The sequence below is a fragment of the Kribbella sp. NPDC055110 genome (assembly GCF_053607525.1).
The window spans coordinates 432,579-450,136 of record NZ_JBSGTS010000001.1 but is presented as its reverse complement, the minus strand read 5'-3'; the positions used below and the strand labels follow the sequence as shown (position 1 = coordinate 450,136).

The following is a 17,558-nucleotide window of genomic DNA, read 5'->3' as shown; positions in this document are numbered from 1 at the left end:
GCGCTCACCTTAACTTTCGGTCACCGGAACCGAATAATCCGGCGGTCGCCCAGCTGCATGCCCAGCTGTGGGTTCAGCGGGTGGTCAGCGGCTGCGGAACGCCCGTTCGACGTCGGCGGTCGCGAGGACGCCGTACACGCCGCCGTCGGCGTCCAGGACCAGGTACTCCGAGGCGGGACTCTCACGCAGTGTGGCGAGGATCTCCTCGCCGGTGTCGTTGACGCCGATGATGTGGCCCGCGCCGATCCGGGTGGAGACCTCGCTGACCGTGGTCCACGGGCGCTGGTTCGGGGCGACCGCGGCGACCGCGGTCTCGGACACCAGAGCATGCGGCTTGCCGTCGCCGTCGATCACCACGACCGCTCCCGCGTGCGCTTCGCCGGCCAGCCGGACGGCCTCCGCGAGCGGCGTACCGGAATGTACGGCGATGGCGCGGCGGGCCATCGCCCGGACCTGGAGCGCGGGCAGCTTGCGCCGCAGCCGGGCCTGCATCAGCGACGCGGTCGAACCGGACCAGAGGAAGAAGCCGACCAGCAGCGCGATCAGGAAGTCGATCATCGACGGCTGCCGGCCCCAGACCTGCTCGAGCAGCACCGGGAGCAGCAGCACGCCCATCGCGAGCAGCCGCCCGGCCCACGCCGCCGCGATCGTGCCGGTGTGCATGTTGCCGGTGAACTTCCAGACGATCGCCCGCAGCACCCAGCCGCCGTCCAGCGGCAAGCCGGGCAGCAGGTTCGTGACGCCGACGATCAGGTTCGCGATGCCGAGCTCCCACAGGGCGACGTACCCGACACCCTCGTCGAAGGCGCGCGACCCGAGATACGCGAGGCCGCCGACGATCAGGGACGCGATCGGGCCGACGACCGAGACCGCGAACTCCTCGAGCGGCGACTTCCGCTCGCCCTCGATATGCGTGCCGGCCGCGAAGAACCCGAGGTTGATCTCCGAGACGCCGATACCGAACCGCATCGCCATCAACGCGTGCGCGAGCTCGTGGATCAGGATCGACACCGTGAACGCCACCACGAACGCGAACGCGGCGACGTACCGCCAGCCGCCGAGCTCGGGGAACTGCTGCCCGATGATCGCCGCGAAGCCGATCGCGAGCAGCATCGCCACCGGGAGCCAGGTGAAACGCATGGTCAGCCGGATGCCGCGGACGCGCCCCAGCACCCACGTTCCGGGCGGTGGTGGGCCGGCCGGCTGGGCGGGGTTCTGGGGGTCACGCGAGTCTGGCATCAACCCAACGCTACTGGTCGAGTGTTAACTCGCTGCTACACACCCACCGTCAGCGTGGCGACGTACCCTCCGGAGACGTCCCCGGAGACGGTCGCGAGCTGGTGTACGCCGTCGTCGTCGCCGAACACGTTGTCGTTCTCCAGCGACGTCTGGCTGAGGTTCTGCGCGCTGCCGTCGTACCCGGCGGTGGCGTAGACGGTGCTGCACACGTCCTTCGGGAGGGCGAGCTGCGACGTACGGGTGATCTGGCCGGCCTTCGTGGCCTCGTCGACGCCGGCGTACACCTCGAAGTGGATGTGCGGCCAGCGGCCCATGTACGCGGCCGGGAAGATCGTGGTGAACGTGACCTTGCCGGAGCCGTCCGCGGCCTGGACGCCGCGGAGGTAGTTCTCGTTCGTCACGCCGTCGGAGTACAGCGAGTACCGGCCCTGGGCGTCGCAGTGCCAGAGGTAGACGGCGGCGCCTTCGAGGGGCTTGTCCTGGCCGGCGTCGACGATGGTGAGCTCGACCTTCAGCGGTACGCCGCCGGCGACGCCGGACGCGGAACCGAACGACTTGGTGATGTCGCTGCGAACGATGCCGGACTGGGTGAGGACATTGGGCCCGTTCGAGCCGTCACCCGGGTACGGTCCCCCGGTCTCCTGCGGGATCTCGTCGACATCCGTTGACGCAGAGGACGTCGTGGCCGTCGCGCTCGACGTACTAGAGCTGGCCGCCGACGGCGTACTCGTCGACGCACTGTCATCCGTCGAGCAGCCGGCAACCGCAGCGAGCCCGGCAGCCGTGAACAACCCGAGAAAGCGCCGTCGGTGCAGAGTCGCAAGGTCGTACTCAAGACCACGATCGTGATCCGGCGGAGGCTGCGTCGGCGTCGTCATAAACCGAGCATGCCAACCCACCCCCACAACCACCCGTGCCCCCACTGAAAGTTCCCTGTGAAGCCGTTCCCCGCCCACCAACTCCTATCTCCAGTCCCCACCACCCCACCCCACGCACCGCACCACCCCACCCCACGCACCGCACCACCCCACGCACCGCACCACCCCACGCACCGCACCACCCCACGCACCGCACCACCCCACGCACCGCACCACCCCACGCACCGCACCACCCCACCCACCGCACCACCCCACCGCTGGCCCGCACCGCACCACCCCACCCACCGCACCACCGCCCGGTGCGTCCCACCGGCCGGGCCCGATCGGGCGCGGCGAGGGCCCCCGCACCAAGCAGACGAGGGGATATCCGGCTCTTCTGCCTGACGTGTGGGTCGTCGACGGGTTCCAGCGCGGTGCCAGGCTTGGTGTGACGTGCACGCTCGACAGGACATGTCCAGTGAACGGGTAGTGCACCTGAGCGTAAACGCGCCCGTGCGTACACCGTCTCACCGGTGCACTACCTGTCGAGCATGCACATCACCCCGCCGCGAGTGGCCCAGTCCCGCCACCAACCCCATCCACCCAGCCACCCATCCAGCACAAGAACGGATATCCCCTGGCGTTGTGGGTTCTCCCCTCTAACACCAACGGAGAAGCCACAACACCGTCGGATATCCCCTCGTGTGCGAGGGCTCTTGTCGCGCCCGACCTCGGGGCCGGCCGCGGGACCGGGCGGTGCATGCGGTGATGCGGTGCATGTTGCGGGCGAGCGGTGGTGCGGGCGGTGGCGCGGGCGGTGGCGCGGGCGGTGGCGCGGGCGGCGGTGCGGGAGGCGGTGCATGCGGCGGTGCGGGAGGCGGTGCATGCGGTGGTGCGGGCGGTGGTGCGGGCGGTGGTGCGGGCGGGCGGTGCGGGCGGGCGGTGCGGGCGGGCGGTGGGACTGGAGACAGGAACTGGTGGGAGGAGGCGGGAGATGTCGGGTTTCAGGTCTCCATGGTCTGTCGTGAGTCTTCGGATGCCGCCACCGACGCCCAGACATCTGACCGGAGCGCCGGATATCCCCTGGTGTTGTGGGTTCTCTGGTGGTGTTAGAGGGGAGAAGCCACAACGCCAGGGGATATCCGGTCTCGTGCCGGATGGGTGGGTGTTGTGGCGCCGGCTGGATGGTCGGGTTGGTGGCGGCGCGGGTGCTCGCGGCGGGGTGATGTGGAAGCTCGACAGGTAGTCACGAGAGGCGGTTTTCCACAGGGTTGGGGTGGGGCGTGGGCGAAGTGTCGGTGGTTGTGCCTAGGGTTTGGGGCATGAGCGTTGCAGCTGCTGTCGATCCGCACGTGCATCCGCGTGGGGCGTTGTCGCCGTCCCGGGCCGCGGACTTCATGAGCTGCCCGCTCAAGTACCGGTTCCGGGTGGTGGACCGCTTGCCGGAGAAGCCGTCGGCGGCTGCGGTGCGCGGGACCGTCGTACACGCGGTGCTGGAGCGGTTGTTCGATCTGCCGCGTGGCGAGCGGACGCTGGAGCAGGCGGCGGAGATGCTCGAGCCGCAGTGGCAACGACTGCTGGAGGAGGAGCCGGAGGTCGCGGAGCTGTTCGCGGAGGACGCGGACGGCGAGGAGCTGGCGAAATGGCTCGCCGAGGCACACCAGTTGCTCGGCAAGTACTTCACGCTCGAGGACCCGAACGCGCTGGAGCCCGCCGAGCGGGAGCTGTACGTCGAGACCGCGCTGGACTCCGGTCTGGTGCTGCGGGGGTATGTCGACCGCCTCGACGTGGCGCCGACCGGTGAGATCCGGGTGGTCGACTACAAGACCGGGCGCTCGCCGTCGGAGTTCTTCGAGGCGAAGGCGCTGTTCCAGATGAAGTTTTACGCGCTGGTGCTGTGGAAGCTGCGCGGCGTGGTGCCGGCGATGCTGCAACTGGTCTACCTCGGCAACGGCGAGATCGTCCGCTACGTCCCTGACGAGGCCGACCTGCGCGCCTGCGAGCGCAAGGTCTCCGCGTTGTGGGTCGCGATCACCAGAGCCCTCGACTCCGGCGATTGGCGCCCCAGCCCGGGGCCTCTGTGTGACTGGTGCGACCACAAGGCGATCTGCCCGGCCTGGGGCGGCACGCCCCCGCCGCTCCCCACCCGCTCGGTGGAGGAGGTCGCCGCCGAGTCGGCAGGCATAGACCTGATCACAGTCGACGGGTAGTCACGACCTAGCGCCCGGCGGAGGAACCCTGGGTGGATACGGTTCGTCGCATGAGTGTGGGCGATGTGGCGGTGCGGGCGACCGGTCTCTGGAAGCGGTACGGCGGTGGTCTCACCCAGGTGGATGCGCTGGCCGGCGTGAGCGCGGACTTCGGGAAGGGCCGGTTCACCGCGATCATGGGGCCGTCGGGCTCCGGCAAGTCGACGCTGCTGCACTGTCTCGCGGGGCTGGACCAGCCGTCCGAGGGCAAGGTGTTTCTCGGTGACGTCGACCTGACCACGCTGCCGGACAAGCAGCTCACACACCTGCGCCGCGACCGGATCGGTTTCGTGTTCCAGGCGTTCAACCTGGTCCCGACGCTGTCCGCGCTGGAGAACATCACGCTCCCCCTCGACCTCGCCGGCCGCAAACCGGACCAGGACTGGCTGACCACAGTCGTCGACACGATCGGCCTGATGCATCGCCTCCGCCACAAGCCGTCCGAGCTGTCCGGCGGCCAGCAGCAGCGCGTCGCCTGTGCCCGCGCGCTGGTCTCGAAGCCGGACGTGGTGTTCGCCGACGAGCCGACCGGCAACCTCGACTCACGTTCCTCCGGTGACGTCCTCGACTTCTTGCATCGCTTCGTCCGGGAGTTCAACCAGACCGTCGTGATGGTCACCCACGACCCGACCGCCGCGTCGTACGCCGATCGCGTCCTGTTCCTGGCCGACGGGCAGCTGCAGTCCGAGCTGGTCGACCCGACGGCGGAGTCGGTCCTCGACACCATGAAGCAGCTGGAGACCCGGCACGACACCGCCGGCGAGCTGGCCGGCTGATGTTCACGCTCGGCCTCCGTTCGGTGCTGGCGCACCGGCTCCGCTTCGTGCTGTGCACGCTCGCCGTCACCCTCGGCGTCGCGTTCGCCGGCGGCGCGATGGTCTTCACCGACAGCCTGTCCGCGGCGCTGAAGAAGAACTTCGCGGTGAGTACGGCGGACGTCACGGTCACGCCGACCTCGCCGATCGAGACCGGTACGGACCGCCCCGCGACGTTCCAGATCGAGCTCGCCGACCGCATCTCCGCCGTACCCGGGGTCGCCGCCGCGGTCCCGCAGCTCCTGGTCAGCAACGTGCAGATCCTCGGCCCGGACGGCAAGCTGCTGGAGAACTACGGTCTGATGTCCTTCGGCGCCGCCTGGCCGCGGGACGCCGGTGCGGCACCGTTCAGGCTCGTCGACGGTACGCCGCCCTGGGGCAGCGGCCAGCTTGCGCTCGACGAGTCGACCGCGAGCCGCGCGGGCTACCACGTCGGTGACCAGGTCCGGATCGTCACGCCGACCCAAGCCGTCACCGCGACACTCACCGCGACCACGACGGCGGCGCAGGCCGGTGCCGCGGCCGGCGCGCCGCTGGTCAGCTTCGACGGCGCGACCGCTCAGTTCCTGCTGCTCGGCAAGCCCGGCTGGACGTCGATCACCGTCTCGCTCAAGCCAGGTTCCGACCCGAACGTGGTCAGCAAGGCGATCGCGGACACCATCGGAGACTCGGTCAAGGTCCGGACCGCGAAGCAGGTCTCGACCGACGGCAAACACGACCTCGACAACACCTTCGGCGGGTTCGGCACCGTGCTGCTCCTGTTCGCCGGCCTTGCGCTCTTCGTCGGCGGGTTCCTGATCGTCAACACGTTCGCGATGGTCGTCGCGCAACGGTCCCGCGAGCTCGCGATGCTCCGCGCGATCGGCGCGTCCCGCGGCCAGATCACCGGCACGGTGCTCGCCGAGAGCGTCATCATCGGCATCGTCGGAGCGACGCTGGGCCTGCTGGTGGGTGTCGGCGTGGCCGCCGCGGTCCGGTTCGGCTACGAGCTGCTCGACCTGCGCATCCCGACCGCGTCGCTGCAGGTCACCCCGACGACGATCATCGCCTGCTACCTGATCGGCATCGGCGTGACGGTCGCCGCCGCTGCGCCCGCCGCCCGGCGGGCCGGGAAGCTCCCGCCGGTCGCGGCGATGCGCGACGACGTACACGTCCCGGAACGCACGCTGCTCGTCCGGCTGGCGATCGGCGCCTTCATGCTGCTGATGGCCGTCCTGTTCTTCGGCATCGGGGTGAGCTCCGGCGGACTGCCCGGCGCCGTCCTGATCACGCTCGGCACCGGCACCGCCGTCCTCGCGATCGTGATGCTGAACCCGATCATCAGCCGGTACGTCGTCCGCGCGCTGATGTATCCGTTCGGCCGCAAGGCGCCGGTCACCCTCGGCCGCCGCAACGCCGAGCGGAACCCCCGCCGTACGTCGGCCACCGCGTCCGCGCTGATGATCTCCGTGTCGCTGATCAGCGGCGTGCTGGTGATCGGCGCCTCGGTGAAGGCCTCGATCGACAAGAGCCTGGTCGACGCGCTGGGCACCGCCGAGATCCTCGTCACGAACGACGGGACCCCCAGTTTCAGCACCCAGGTCGGCGACCGGACCGCGAAGGTCCCGGGCGTCGAGGCCGTGCACCGGGTCCGGGTGCAGTCCGGTGAGATCGCCAAGACGAACGTCCAGGTCACCGGCGTCAGCGACGGCACGCTGGCCGGGCCGGTCACGACCACGTTCGACGCAGGCTCCGCCGCGGCGCTCGCAGCCGGGCAGGCGGTCGTCCCCCGCAACCTTGCCAAGACGCTCAAGCTCGCCGTCGGCAAACCGTTCGACCTGAAGACCACGAACGGAACGCATCGCCTGACCGTCGGCGGGATCGTCGCCCCGAACCGGCAACTGAACGCGGTCGTCGTGTCGCTCCCGACGTACGCGACGGTCGGCGGGTCACCGAGCGACAACCTGCTGTACGTCGAGGTTGCCCAGGGCAATCGGGCGGCGGAGGTCCGGACCGCGATCCTCGACCAGCTGCGGAAGGACTACCCAGCGCTCCAGGTCCGCGACCAGGAGGCGTACGCCGCGGTCGCGCGGCAACCCGTGAACGGCGTCCTGATCGCGCTCGGGTTCCTGCTCGCGATGGCGATCCTGATCGCACTGCTCGGCATCGTGAACACGCTCGCGCTCGGCGTGGTCGAGCGGACCCGGGAGATCGGGCTGCTGCGCGCGATCGGGATGGACCGGCCGCAGCTCGGCCGGATGCTCCGGGTCGAGGCGATCGCGATCACCTTGCTCGGCGCGCTGATCGGTCTCGCGATCGGTGTCGCCTTCGCCGTCGCGATCCAGTCGGCGATGGTGGACGATGGCATCGCGGTCCGCGACATCCCGGTGCTGCAACTGGTGATCGCCGTCGTGCTCGCGATCCTGTTCGGCGTACTGGCCGCTGTCTGGCCGTCACGGCGCGCAGCACGTCTCGACGTACTGCAAGCGATCGCTTCAGAGTGATCATGCAGGTGATCGCTCGGCGTGACGTGTGAGGTGGAGCCAGACCAGTGATTCACAGGTAGCCTGCCGGTGTGCCGGGGACCGTGCAGTCGATCGAGCGGGCCGCCGCGGTGCTGCGACTGCTCGCCGCCGCGCCTGACGGGTTGGGGGTCGCCGATCTCGGCAACGCGCTCGGGCTGGCGAAGACGACCGTGCACGGGATCCTCCGGACGCTGCACCAGGTCGGCTTCGTCGAACAGGACCACAGCGGCGCGCACTACCACCTCAGCGACGCGTTCGGCCGGCTCGGCGAGAGCTATCTCGACCCGAACGAGCTCCGCAGCCGCGCTATCAACTGGGCCGACTCGCTCGCGTCGCGCAGCGGCGAGGTGGTGCGCGTCGGCCGCCTCGTCGAGGGCAAGGTCGAGGTCGTGCACCACGTCTTCCGGCCCGACGACAGCGACCAGGCCCTCGACGTCGGTACGACGCTGCCGCCGCACGCGACCGCGCTCGGCAAGGCTGTGCTGGCGTACGACACCAGCGGCGCGGCACGCCCGCGAAGACTGGAGGCGTTCACGACGCGGACGATCACCGATCCGGTCCGGCTGAGCGAGGAGCTCGCGAGGGTCCGGTCGCGCGGGTGGGCGACCGAGTTCGAGGAGCACACGGTCGAACTGGCGAGCATCGCGGCGCCGATCCGGGGGCTTGGCGGACTGGTCGTCGGCGCGGTCGGGCTCGCCGGCCGGATCGAGCGCATCTGCGACAGCCGCCTACGGCACCGCGCCGACCTGGTCACCATGGTCCGCGCCACCGCCGACGCCATCGCCCGCGACCTCCGGGACGACTCATGAGGTGGGCTGATGGCTGAGCAGTACGTCGCGGCAGTGGACCAGGGGACGAACTCGACGCGCTGCATCCTGTTCGACCGGCGCGGGCGGTTGGTGTCCGTGGCGCAACGCGAGCACCACCAGTATTTCCCGCGGCCGGGCTGGGTCGAGCACGACGCCGGGGAGATCTGGAACAACGTCACCCGCGTGGTGCCGGCCGCGATCAAGCAGATCGGCGCGATGCCGTCCCAGATCGTTGCCATCGGCATCGCGAACCAGCGCGAGACCAGCCTGCTCTGGGATCGCGTCACGGGCCGGCCGATCGGGCGCGCGGTGACGTGGCAGGACACCCGGACGGACCGGCTCGTCACCGAACTGGCCGGCAGCGAAGGTCCGGACCGGTTCGCGGAGCTCTGCGGTCTCCCGCTGACGACGTACTTCTCGGCGCCGCGGATCCGGTGGATGCTCGACCACACGCCTGGTCTGCGGCAACGCGCGGAACGCGGCGAGATCCTGTTCGGCACGATGGAGAGCTGGCTGATCTGGAACTTCACCGGCGGCGCGAACGGCGGACTGCACGCGACCGACGTGACGAACGCGAGCCGGACGATGCTGATGAACATCGGAACGCTCGAATGGGACGACCGGCTGCTCGAGGCGTTCGACGTGCCGCGCGCGATCCTGCCGGAGATCCGCCCGTCGTCCGGGGTGTTCGGCACCGCGACCGAAGTACTGCCGGGGGTGCAGATCGGTGCGGCCCTCGGCGACCAGCAGGCGGCGCTGTTCGGGCAGACGTGCTTCAGCGCGGGCGAGGCGAAGTGCACGTACGGCACGGGTTCGTTCCTGCTGCTGCACACGGGGCAGGAGATCGTCCGGTCCAAGCACGGGATGCTGACGACCGTCGCGTACCAGATCGGTCACCAGCCGGCGTCGTACGCGCTCGAAGGGTCGATGGCGGTCACCGGGTCGCTCGTGCAATGGTTCCGGGACGGGCTCGGGATGATCCACACGGCGGCCGAGATCGAGACGCTGGCCCGGACGGTCGAGGACAACGGCGGCGCGTACATCGTGCCCGCGTTCTCCGGGCTGTTCGCGCCGCACTGGCGCAGCGAGGCGCGGGGCGTGATCGCCGGGCTGACCGGCTACATCACCAAGGGGCACCTGGCCCGCGCCGTCCTCGAGGCGACCGGGTTCCAGACCCTCGAGGTGGTCGACGCGATGAACGCCGACTCGGGAATCGCGCTGACCGCGTTGAAGGTGGACGGCGGGATGACCGCCAACAACCTGCTGATGCAGTTCCTCGCCGACCTGCTCGACGTGCGTGTGGTCCGTCCGATGGTGACCGAGACGGTGTCGCTCGGAGCGGCGTACGCCGCTGGACTGGCCGTCGGGTACTGGCCCGACCTGGAGGGCCTCCGCAGCAACTGGCACCGCGCCGGCCAGTGGATGCCGCACATGGATCCGGCGCGCCGCGCCACGGAGTACGCGAACTGGCAGGCCGCCGTCCAACGCACCTTCAACTGGATCCGCACCGAGGACCACGAGCTCTAACTTGGGGAGGGCTGTGCAGCCCTCCCCAAGACTCCGGGCTGGGCGGGACCTAGGCCGGGGAGACGATGTCCGGGGCTTCGAGGCGGACCTTGTCGGCGGATTCGTCGTCGGGCTGGTCCTGGGAGTCGCGTTCGGACTGGACGCGCTGGGTGTAGAACGAGACCTCGCGCTCGATCGTCGCCTCGTCCCAGCCGAGGATCGGCGCGACCAGCCGGGCGGCCGCCTCGGCAGCGCCGACGCCGCGGTCCCAGGCCTCGATCGAGATCCGAGTCCGCCGGGCCAGGATGTCGTCGAGATGACGAGCGCCCTCGGCCTTGGCGCCGTACACGATCTCGGCCTTCAGGTAGTCCTGCGTACCGGGCAGCTGCTCGCCCAGTGACGGGTCGTTGGCGACGAGCTCGAGCACCTCGTCGATCAGCGCGCCGTACCGGTTCAGCAGGTGCTCGATCCGGGCGACGTGCAGGCCGGAGCGTTGCGCGATCAGGTGCCGCTGGTTCCACAGCGCCTGGTAGCCGTCCGCGCCGACCAGCGGGATGTTCTTCGTGACGCTGCGCGGCACCCGCCCGTCGAGCGCGGCCGCGGCCGCGTCGATCGCGTCCTTGGCCATCACCCGGTACGTCGTGTATTTGCCACCGGCAACCACTACGAGACCCGGCGCCGCGTGCGCGACGACATGCTCGCGGGACAGCTTCGACGTACTCTCCGACTCGCCCGCGAGCAGCGGCCGCAGACCGGCGTACACGCCCTCGACGTCCTCACGGGACAGCGGTGTGGTGAGGACGGCGTTGACGTGATCCAGCAGGTATTCGATGTCCTTGCTGGTCGCGGCCGGATGCGCCTTGTCCAGGTGCCAGTCCGTGTCCGTGGTGCCGATCAGCCAGTGCCGGCCCCACGGGATGATGAACAGCACGGACTTCTCGGTCCGCAGGATCATCCCGGTGCTGGACTGGATCCGGTCCTTCGGTACGACGAGGTGGATGCCCTTCGACGCGCGGACGTGGTACTGCCCGCGCTCCCCCACCATCGCCTGCGTGTCGTCGGTCCAGACACCGGTCGCGTTGACGACCTGCTTCGCCCGGACCTCGAACTCGCGCCCGCTCTCCAGGTCCTTCGCCTGGACGCCGGTGACCCGCTCGCCCTGCCGCAGGAAACCGGTCACCTTCACCCGGTTGGCGACGAAGGCGCCGTACGACGCCGCGGTCCGGGCGAGCTCCATCGTGTGCCGCGCGTCGTCGACCTGCGCGTCGTAGTACTGCAACGCGCCGACCAGTGCGGACTTCTTCAGCGACGGCACGAGTCGCATCGCACCGCGCCGGGTCAGGTGCCGGTGGATGGGCAGTCCGGCGCCGAAGCCGGAGCTGACCGCCATACCGTCGTACAGCGCGACGCCGGCACCGGCGTAGAACCGCTCCCACCAGCGGTGCTGCAGCGGGTACAGGAACGGCACCGGCTTCACCAGGTGCGGTGCCAGGCGTTGCAGGAGCAGACCGCGCTCCTGCAGCGCCTCGTGCACCAGCCGGAAGTCGAGCATCTCCAGGTAGCGCAGGCCACCGTGGATCAGCTTGCTGGACCTGCTGGAGGTGCCGCTCGCGAAGTCGCGCGCCTCCAGCAGTCCGGTGGTCAGGCCACGGGTCGCGGCGTCGAGCGCCGACCCGGTGCCGACCACCCCGCCACCGACCACCAGGACGTCCAGTTCGCGCCCGTCGGCCAGCGCGTCGATCGCGTCGGCCCTTGCTTGCGGTGACAGAGCTACTACGCCCACTGTGCTGTTCCTTCCGATTGCAGTTACTCGTGCTCGATCAGCCGACGTCGACCCAGTCCAGTGTCCGCTGGACGGCCTTCTGCCAACCGGCGTACCCCTTGGCACGCTGCTCGTCGTTCCACTGCGGCTCCCACCGCTTGTCCTCGTTCCAGTTCTGGACGAGCTCTTCCTTGGTCTTCCAGAACCCGACGGCCAGACCGGCCGCGTACGCCGCACCGAGCGCCGTGGTCTCCGCGACGACCGGCTTGCTCACCGGTACGCCGAGGATGTCGGCCTGCATCTGCATGCAGAGCTCGTTCGCCGTCACACCGCCGTCCACCTTCAGTACGTCGAGCTTCACGCCCGAGTCCTTCTCCATCGCGTCCGCGACGTCCTTGCTCTGGTAGCAGATCGCTTCCAGTGTCGCGCGCGCCAGGTGCGCGTTGGTGTTGAACCTGGACAGACCCACGATCGCGCCCCGGGCGTCGGACCGCCAGTACGGCGCGAACAGGCCGGAGAACGCGGGCACGAAGTACACACCGCCGTTGTCCTCGACCTGACGGGCGAGGGTCTCGGTCTCGCTCGCACCGGAGATGATGCCGAGCTGGTCCCGCAGCCACTGCACCGCGGAGCCGGTGACCGCGATCGAGCCCTCCAACGCGTACACCGGGGCCTCGTCGCCGAACTTGTAGCACATCGTGCTGAGCAGGCCGGCCTTCGACCGGACCAGCTCGGTGCCGGTGTTCAGCAGCATGAAGTTACCGGTGCCGTAGGTGTTCTTCGCCTCGCCGGGCTTGAAGCACACCTGGCCGACGGTGGCTGCCTGCTGGTCACCGAGGTCACCCGTCAGGGGCACCTGACCAGCGAGCGGGCCGTTCGTCAGCGTCTCGCCGTACGTGTTCGGGTCCGACGACGGCCTGATCTCCGGCAGCATCTGCCGCGGGATGTTGAAGAACGAGATCAGCTCGTCGTCCCAGTCGAGCGTCTCCAGGTTCATCAGCATGGTCCGGCTGGCGTTCGTCACGTCGGTGACGTGTGAGCCGCCCTCGGTGCCACCGGTCAGGTTCCACAGCAGCCAGGTGTCGGTGTTGCCGAAGACGGCGTCCCCGGCCTCGGCGGCCGCGCGCACGCCGTCGACATTCTCCAGGATCCACTGCACCTTGCCGGCCGAGAAGTACGTCGCCGGCGGCAGACCGGCCTTCTGCCGGATGACATCGCCCTTGCCCTCACGCTCGAGCGCCGAGGCGATCCTGTCGGTCCGGGTGTCCTGCCAGACGATCGCGTTGTAGTAGGGCCGCCCGGTCTTGCGGTCCCAGACCACCGCAGTCTCGCGCTGGTTGGTGATACCGAGCGCCGCCAGGTCGCTCGCGTGCAGACCCTGCGCGTTCAGCGCGGTCCGGATCACCGAGCTGGTTCGCTCCCAGATCTCCAACGGGTTGTGCTCGACCCACCCGGCCTGCGGCAGGATCTGCTCGTGCTCCAGCTGGTGAATGCCCTTCACGTTGCCGGAGTGGTCGAAGATCATGAAACGGGTGCTCGTGGTGCCTTGGTCGACGGCACCGACGAAGTCAGCCATGGATAGTCCTCTCCTCACGCTGCTCTCGCTGCATGCTCATGCTGTGGTCTTCTCCTCCGGGATGCGGCCCGGCTCCTCGTCCGCGTCGGCGATCGGGAGGTTCCGGCCGACCAGCAGGTCGTACAGGAACGCACCGACGAGTGCGCCGAGGATCGGTGCCACGATCGGCACCCAGAAATAGACGTCCCCGAACTGATCCTTGAGTGCTCCTCCGTAGCCGGTGATCAGCGACGCGACCCGGGGACCGAAGTCACGGGCCGGGTTGATCGCGTAACCGGCGTTGGTGCCCCACGCCATCCCGATACCGACGACCAGCAGGCCGACGATGAACGGCGCCAGGTTCGCCGCCGGGGACGTGTTGCGCAGGTCGGTGATCGCCAGGATCACGAACATCAGGATCGCCGTACCGATGATCTGGTCCCGGAAGCCGCCCCACAGGTGCACGCCGAGATCCATGCTGCCGTTGCCGGGCAGCGTGGAGAAGATGCCCTGGGTCTTGATCGTGTGCCCGGGGTCCACCTTGCCGATCGCCTCGGTGTAGTTCCAGCGAACTACGAGCGCCGCCAGGAACGCCCCGAGGAACTGTGCCACCGAGTACGGCAGCACCTTCTTCCAGCTGAACCCGCGGAACGCCGCCAGCGCGATCGTCACCGCCGGGTTCAGGTGCGCGCCGGTCATCCGGCCCGCGGTGTAGATGCCCAAGGTCACCCCCAGGCCCCACGCCCACGCGATCGAGTCGTGGTTCCCGATCCCACCTGCCACCACCTGCGCCACCACGCCGACGCCGAACAGGATCAGGATGAACGTGCCCGCGAGTTCCGCCGAACACTCCCCCAGAAGGGTCTTCGCCTTGACCGCTTCGGTCGTAGCCATACCGAACCTCCCTTCCCCTTTGCACCGCACCGTGACGACCACGGCTGGCTGGAATGTAGGAGCGATCACGAGGCGGCACAACGCCCATCGTTCGACATTGTCGAACGCCGCCCGGCAACGACCAAGCCGCCGCTCCGACCGAACGATCTCGGCCGGAACGGCGGCTTGTTCGCAGCGGGTCCTACGGCCGCGGAGTGCAGGAGGACGCAGTGGTCACGCAGCTGGCGTAGTACGGCCATCCCACGATCACGTTGTAGGTCCCGTAGTCGTAGGTCTGCCGCTCACTGCAGTTGGTCAGCGTCTGCCACTTGGTGATGCGGAACCGCTGCCTGAGGACACCCGGCTGGTCGAAACCGCGGTAGTGGCCCGGAACCGGCAGGGTGTCGGTGACCGTCAGTGTCGACGACACCGAGTTCGTCACCGCATAGCTCGTGTTCGCCTCGATCGTGGCGATCCCCCACTTCACCGACGCCTTGGCCCCCACCTCGGCCGTCGACGACGCACCCCGGGTCAGACTGATCGAGTACTGCAGGTTCGCGGTGCTGGGCGCTGCGTTGTACTTGCCGGCCGGCGGCGCGAGTGCCACGAACGACGTACCGCCCCATCGCTCGACCTTGTAGAACGCCTCCGGCTCGCAGGGACGTGTGACGGTCGCCTGCGCCGGCACGGCCGCGACCACCGCCGGCACGACCAGGCACGTCAGCAAACCAGCCAGCGCCCGTACCCCCGACTGTCGAGTCATAGCTGTTCTCCCCTTCACTCACCGCATGCATGGTTGCACACTGTTATCGGATGAGAACTTATCGTCACGCAGTGCGAGTGGTGACCACCAGGTACAACCTGCACACTTCTGCCCTACACTTGCGGGCTGTTGGGCAGTTGCCGCAGGCAAACGGCGGGCCTTGCCCGGATTCGATCGGGGGATCTGGAGTTGGAGGAGTCCTTCGGCGCCGAGCTGCGCAGGCTGCGGCTTGCCGCCGGGCTCACGCAGGAGCGGCTGGCTGAACTCGCCGGTCTGAGCGAGCAGGCTGTCGGGACACTCGAGCGCGGGAATCGCAAGTACCCGTACCGCGACACCGTCACGAGGCTGGCGGACGCGTTGGGCCTCGCCGAGGTCGCGCGATCCGCGTTGCTCGCAGCGGCGCGACGGCCGGGCCGGCCTCGGCCGGCCACGGTCCCGATGGATGACAACCCTGCACGGGACTGGGTGATCCCGCACCAGCTGCCCGCCGTGCCATCCGACTTCAGCGGCCGCGCGCCCGAGCTCGCACAGATCCGGGCAGCACTCACAGGTCCGCTGTCGCAGGTGCCGGGAGCCACGCGGGTGATCACGATTCAGGGAATGGCCGGCACCGGGAAGTCCGTCCTGGCGACCACGGCGGCCGCGGGGGTCGCCGACCATTTCCCGGACGGTGAGCTCTACCTCGACCTCGGTGGCTTCGGCCAGGGAACGCCGATCGGCGTCGACCAGGCGGTCCATGGTCTGCTCCGGGCAACCGGCGTGGCCGACGCCGACATTCCTGGCCCGACCGACGAAGCGTGTTCCTTGTTCCGCACCAGACTGACCGGGCGCCGGGTGCTGGTGCTCCTCGACAATGCGGCCGGCGTCGAGCAGCTGACACCTCTCGTGCCTGCTGCGCCTTCCTGTGCGACCATCGCGATCAGCCGGATCTCGCTCACCACCTTGCCCGCCGGCTGTCACGTGCAGCTCGGCGGGTTGAGTGAGCGGGATGGCGTCGACCTGCTGCGGTCGATCGCGGGGCCGATGCGAATCGACGCCGAACCGGAAGCCGCAGCAGCGGTGGTCGAGTCCTGTGGGTATCTGCCACTGGCCATCCGGATCGCCGCCGGAAGGTTGGTTGCGCGCCCCACCTGGACACTCGAGCACCTGGCCGAGCGCCTCGGTCGGATGGAGAGCCGGATCGATGAGCTGGACGCCGGCGCCACCGGCGTCCGGGCGAGTCTTTCGCTGTCGATCGGGCGGCGGTTCGACGACGTCGCGTCGGCTGGTCAGGTGCCGACCCGGACGTTCGCCTCCCTCGGCCTGGTCGACGCCCCGGAGTTGAGCACGGTCGCTGCCGCACAACTGATGGATACCAGCCGGCCGGTCGCCGAGAGCGTCCTCGAGCAGATGGTCGATGCCCACGTGCTGTCGTCACCGGCGCCGGGCCGGTACCGGATCCACGACCTGCTCCATCTCTACGCCCGGGAACTCGCCGGAAGCGTGCTGCCGCCGCACGCCCAGGACGGCGCGCTCGATCGCCTCCTCGGGTTCTACGAGGCCGCCGCCTGGCACGCGACCAAGCTCATCGCGCCCCGGAGCCCGCGTCTGGTCTGGGCCAGGACCGATCTGCCGGCCGCCGACCTCGGACTTCCGGACGCCCCCGCGGCCCTGCGCTGGCTGACGTCCGAGCATGTGTCCGTCGTACGGCTCGCCACCCAGCTCTCGACGCATCTCTCGACGGCATCGATCGACAGGTCCCGCGGAATCAGCGACCTTGCGATCGGACTGGCGTCGTACTTCATCGCCTGCGGACGCTCGATCGACCATATGACGCTGGTCAACCAGGCCCTCGCGATCAGCTCGGACGATTCCGTCAATGCCATGCTGCACTGTGATCTCGGCATCGCGCAGGCGGAGCAGCGACAACACGAGGATGCGCTGGACAGCTTCGGGTACGGCGCCACAGCCTTCCGTGCCGTCGGTAACCAGCGGGGTGAGGCGCTCGCACTCAACAACGCGTCGCGGCTGCTCGGCTCGCTCGGCCGGTTCGACGACGCCATCCTGCGCGGCGAGCGTTCACTCGAGCTGAACCTCGAGGTCGGCGATCCGTTCGGCACCGCTTTGGCGCTGACCAACCTCGGTACGTTCCATTGTGGTCAGGGGGTCCTCGAGAAGGGCTTCGACTACTTCAACCGGAGCCTGCGCGTCTGCGAGGACAGCGACAACACGACCGGTCGCGCGCTGGCGCTGCACAACCTCGGTTGCGTGCACCTGGACCTCGGCCGGCCCGAGGCGGCCGTCGAGAGCCTCGCGAGGGCCGTCGAGCTGACCCGGCAGACCGGAATGCGAACCAGCCTGTGCAACGTCCTGCACGATCTCGCCGCCGCATATCGCCGGGTCGGCAAGCACCGAGCCGCTCTGAGCTGCGCCCAGGAGGCGTTCGAGATCGCTTCCGCCGCCGATGACGACGTACGGCGGGCCCGTGCGAACCTCCAGCTCGGCGAGCTCCTCACGGACCTGGCCGATCACCGGGCGGCGGGCCGTTCTCTCCGGCAGGCGCTGCAGTTCTACGCACGTCACGACCAGCAGGAGGCCGACCGGATCAGGCGATTGCTCGCGGACAACCAGTAGCCCCCGGTCGGCG

Annotated in this window: 12 protein-coding genes; 6 read left to right on the top strand and 6 right to left on the bottom strand. The window is 69.3% G+C overall.

From position 1 onward, the window contains the following. Positions 1 to 84: 84 nt before the first annotated feature. Entirely contained in the window at positions 85 to 1,239 is a 1,155-nt protein-coding gene (locus ACWF0M_RS01915) for a M50 family metallopeptidase (RefSeq protein ID WP_452233702.1), read from the bottom strand. 35 nt (positions 1,240 to 1,274) lie between these two features. Further along, the gene (locus ACWF0M_RS01910) at positions 1,275 to 2,117 is read right to left on the bottom strand and encodes an intradiol ring-cleavage dioxygenase (protein WP_452233701.1); all 843 of its coding nucleotides are present in this window, start codon (positions 2,115 to 2,117) and stop codon (positions 1,275 to 1,277) included. 1,301 nt (positions 2,118 to 3,418) lie between these two features. On the opposite strand from ACWF0M_RS01910, the gene ACWF0M_RS01905 reads away from it, so the two are divergent. From ACWF0M_RS01905 to glpK (ACWF0M_RS01885), 5 genes are all read left to right on the top strand, one after another. Beyond that, on the top strand, positions 3,419 to 4,306 hold the full coding sequence (locus tag ACWF0M_RS01905; protein ID WP_452233700.1) for a RecB family exonuclease: 888 nt from the start codon (positions 3,419 to 3,421) through the stop codon (positions 4,304 to 4,306). A 50-nt stretch (positions 4,307 to 4,356) separates the two neighbouring features. Then, a complete protein-coding gene (locus ACWF0M_RS01900) occupies positions 4,357 to 5,121 on the top strand; it encodes an ABC transporter ATP-binding protein (RefSeq protein WP_452233699.1) in 765 nt (254 codons plus the stop codon). Next, on the top strand, positions 5,121 to 7,643 hold the full coding sequence (locus ACWF0M_RS01895) for an ABC transporter permease (protein ID WP_452233698.1): 2,523 nt from the start codon (positions 5,121 to 5,123) through the stop codon (positions 7,641 to 7,643). The genes ACWF0M_RS01900 and ACWF0M_RS01895 overlap by 1 nt, the downstream gene beginning before the upstream one ends. A 71-nt stretch (positions 7,644 to 7,714) precedes the next feature. Then, positions 7,715 to 8,473 carry an IclR family transcriptional regulator gene (locus tag ACWF0M_RS01890; protein WP_452233697.1) on the top strand — a complete coding sequence of 253 codons (759 nt, stop codon included), beginning with the start codon at positions 7,715 to 7,717 and terminating at the stop codon, positions 8,471 to 8,473. A gap of 9 nt (positions 8,474 to 8,482) precedes the next feature. Continuing rightward, positions 8,483 to 10,000: a glycerol kinase GlpK gene (gene glpK / locus ACWF0M_RS01885; protein ID WP_452233696.1), complete on the top strand. Its 1,518-nt coding sequence runs from the start codon at positions 8,483 to 8,485 to the stop codon at positions 9,998 to 10,000. A gap of 49 nt (positions 10,001 to 10,049) precedes the next feature. Here the strand turns inward: glpK (ACWF0M_RS01885) and ACWF0M_RS01880 are convergent, their stop codons facing one another. The 4 genes from ACWF0M_RS01880 to ACWF0M_RS01865 form a co-directional block, all read right to left on the bottom strand. Further along, positions 10,050 to 11,762: a glycerol-3-phosphate dehydrogenase/oxidase gene (locus ACWF0M_RS01880; protein WP_452233695.1), complete on the bottom strand. Its 1,713-nt coding sequence runs from the start codon at positions 11,760 to 11,762 to the stop codon at positions 10,050 to 10,052. Positions 11,763 to 11,799: 37 nt separating this feature from the next. Further along, a complete protein-coding gene (gene glpK / locus ACWF0M_RS01875) occupies positions 11,800 to 13,317 on the bottom strand; it encodes a glycerol kinase GlpK (protein WP_452233694.1) in 1,518 nt (505 codons plus the stop codon). A gap of 36 nt (positions 13,318 to 13,353) precedes the next feature. Then, positions 13,354 to 14,190, bottom strand: a complete 837-nt coding sequence (locus ACWF0M_RS01870; RefSeq protein ID WP_452233693.1) for an MIP/aquaporin family protein — start codon at positions 14,188 to 14,190, stop codon at positions 13,354 to 13,356. A 181-nt stretch (positions 14,191 to 14,371) separates the two neighbouring features. After that, the gene (locus tag ACWF0M_RS01865) at positions 14,372 to 14,932 is read right to left on the bottom strand and encodes a hypothetical protein (RefSeq protein WP_452233692.1); all 561 of its coding nucleotides are present in this window, start codon (positions 14,930 to 14,932) and stop codon (positions 14,372 to 14,374) included. A 189-nt stretch (positions 14,933 to 15,121) separates the two neighbouring features. Here ACWF0M_RS01865 and ACWF0M_RS01860 point away from each other — a divergent pair, with 189 nt between their 5' ends. Next, the gene (locus ACWF0M_RS01860; RefSeq protein WP_452233691.1) at positions 15,122 to 17,545 is read left to right on the top strand and encodes a tetratricopeptide repeat protein; all 2,424 of its coding nucleotides are present in this window, start codon (positions 15,122 to 15,124) and stop codon (positions 17,543 to 17,545) included. Positions 17,546 to 17,558 lie beyond the last annotated feature (13 nt).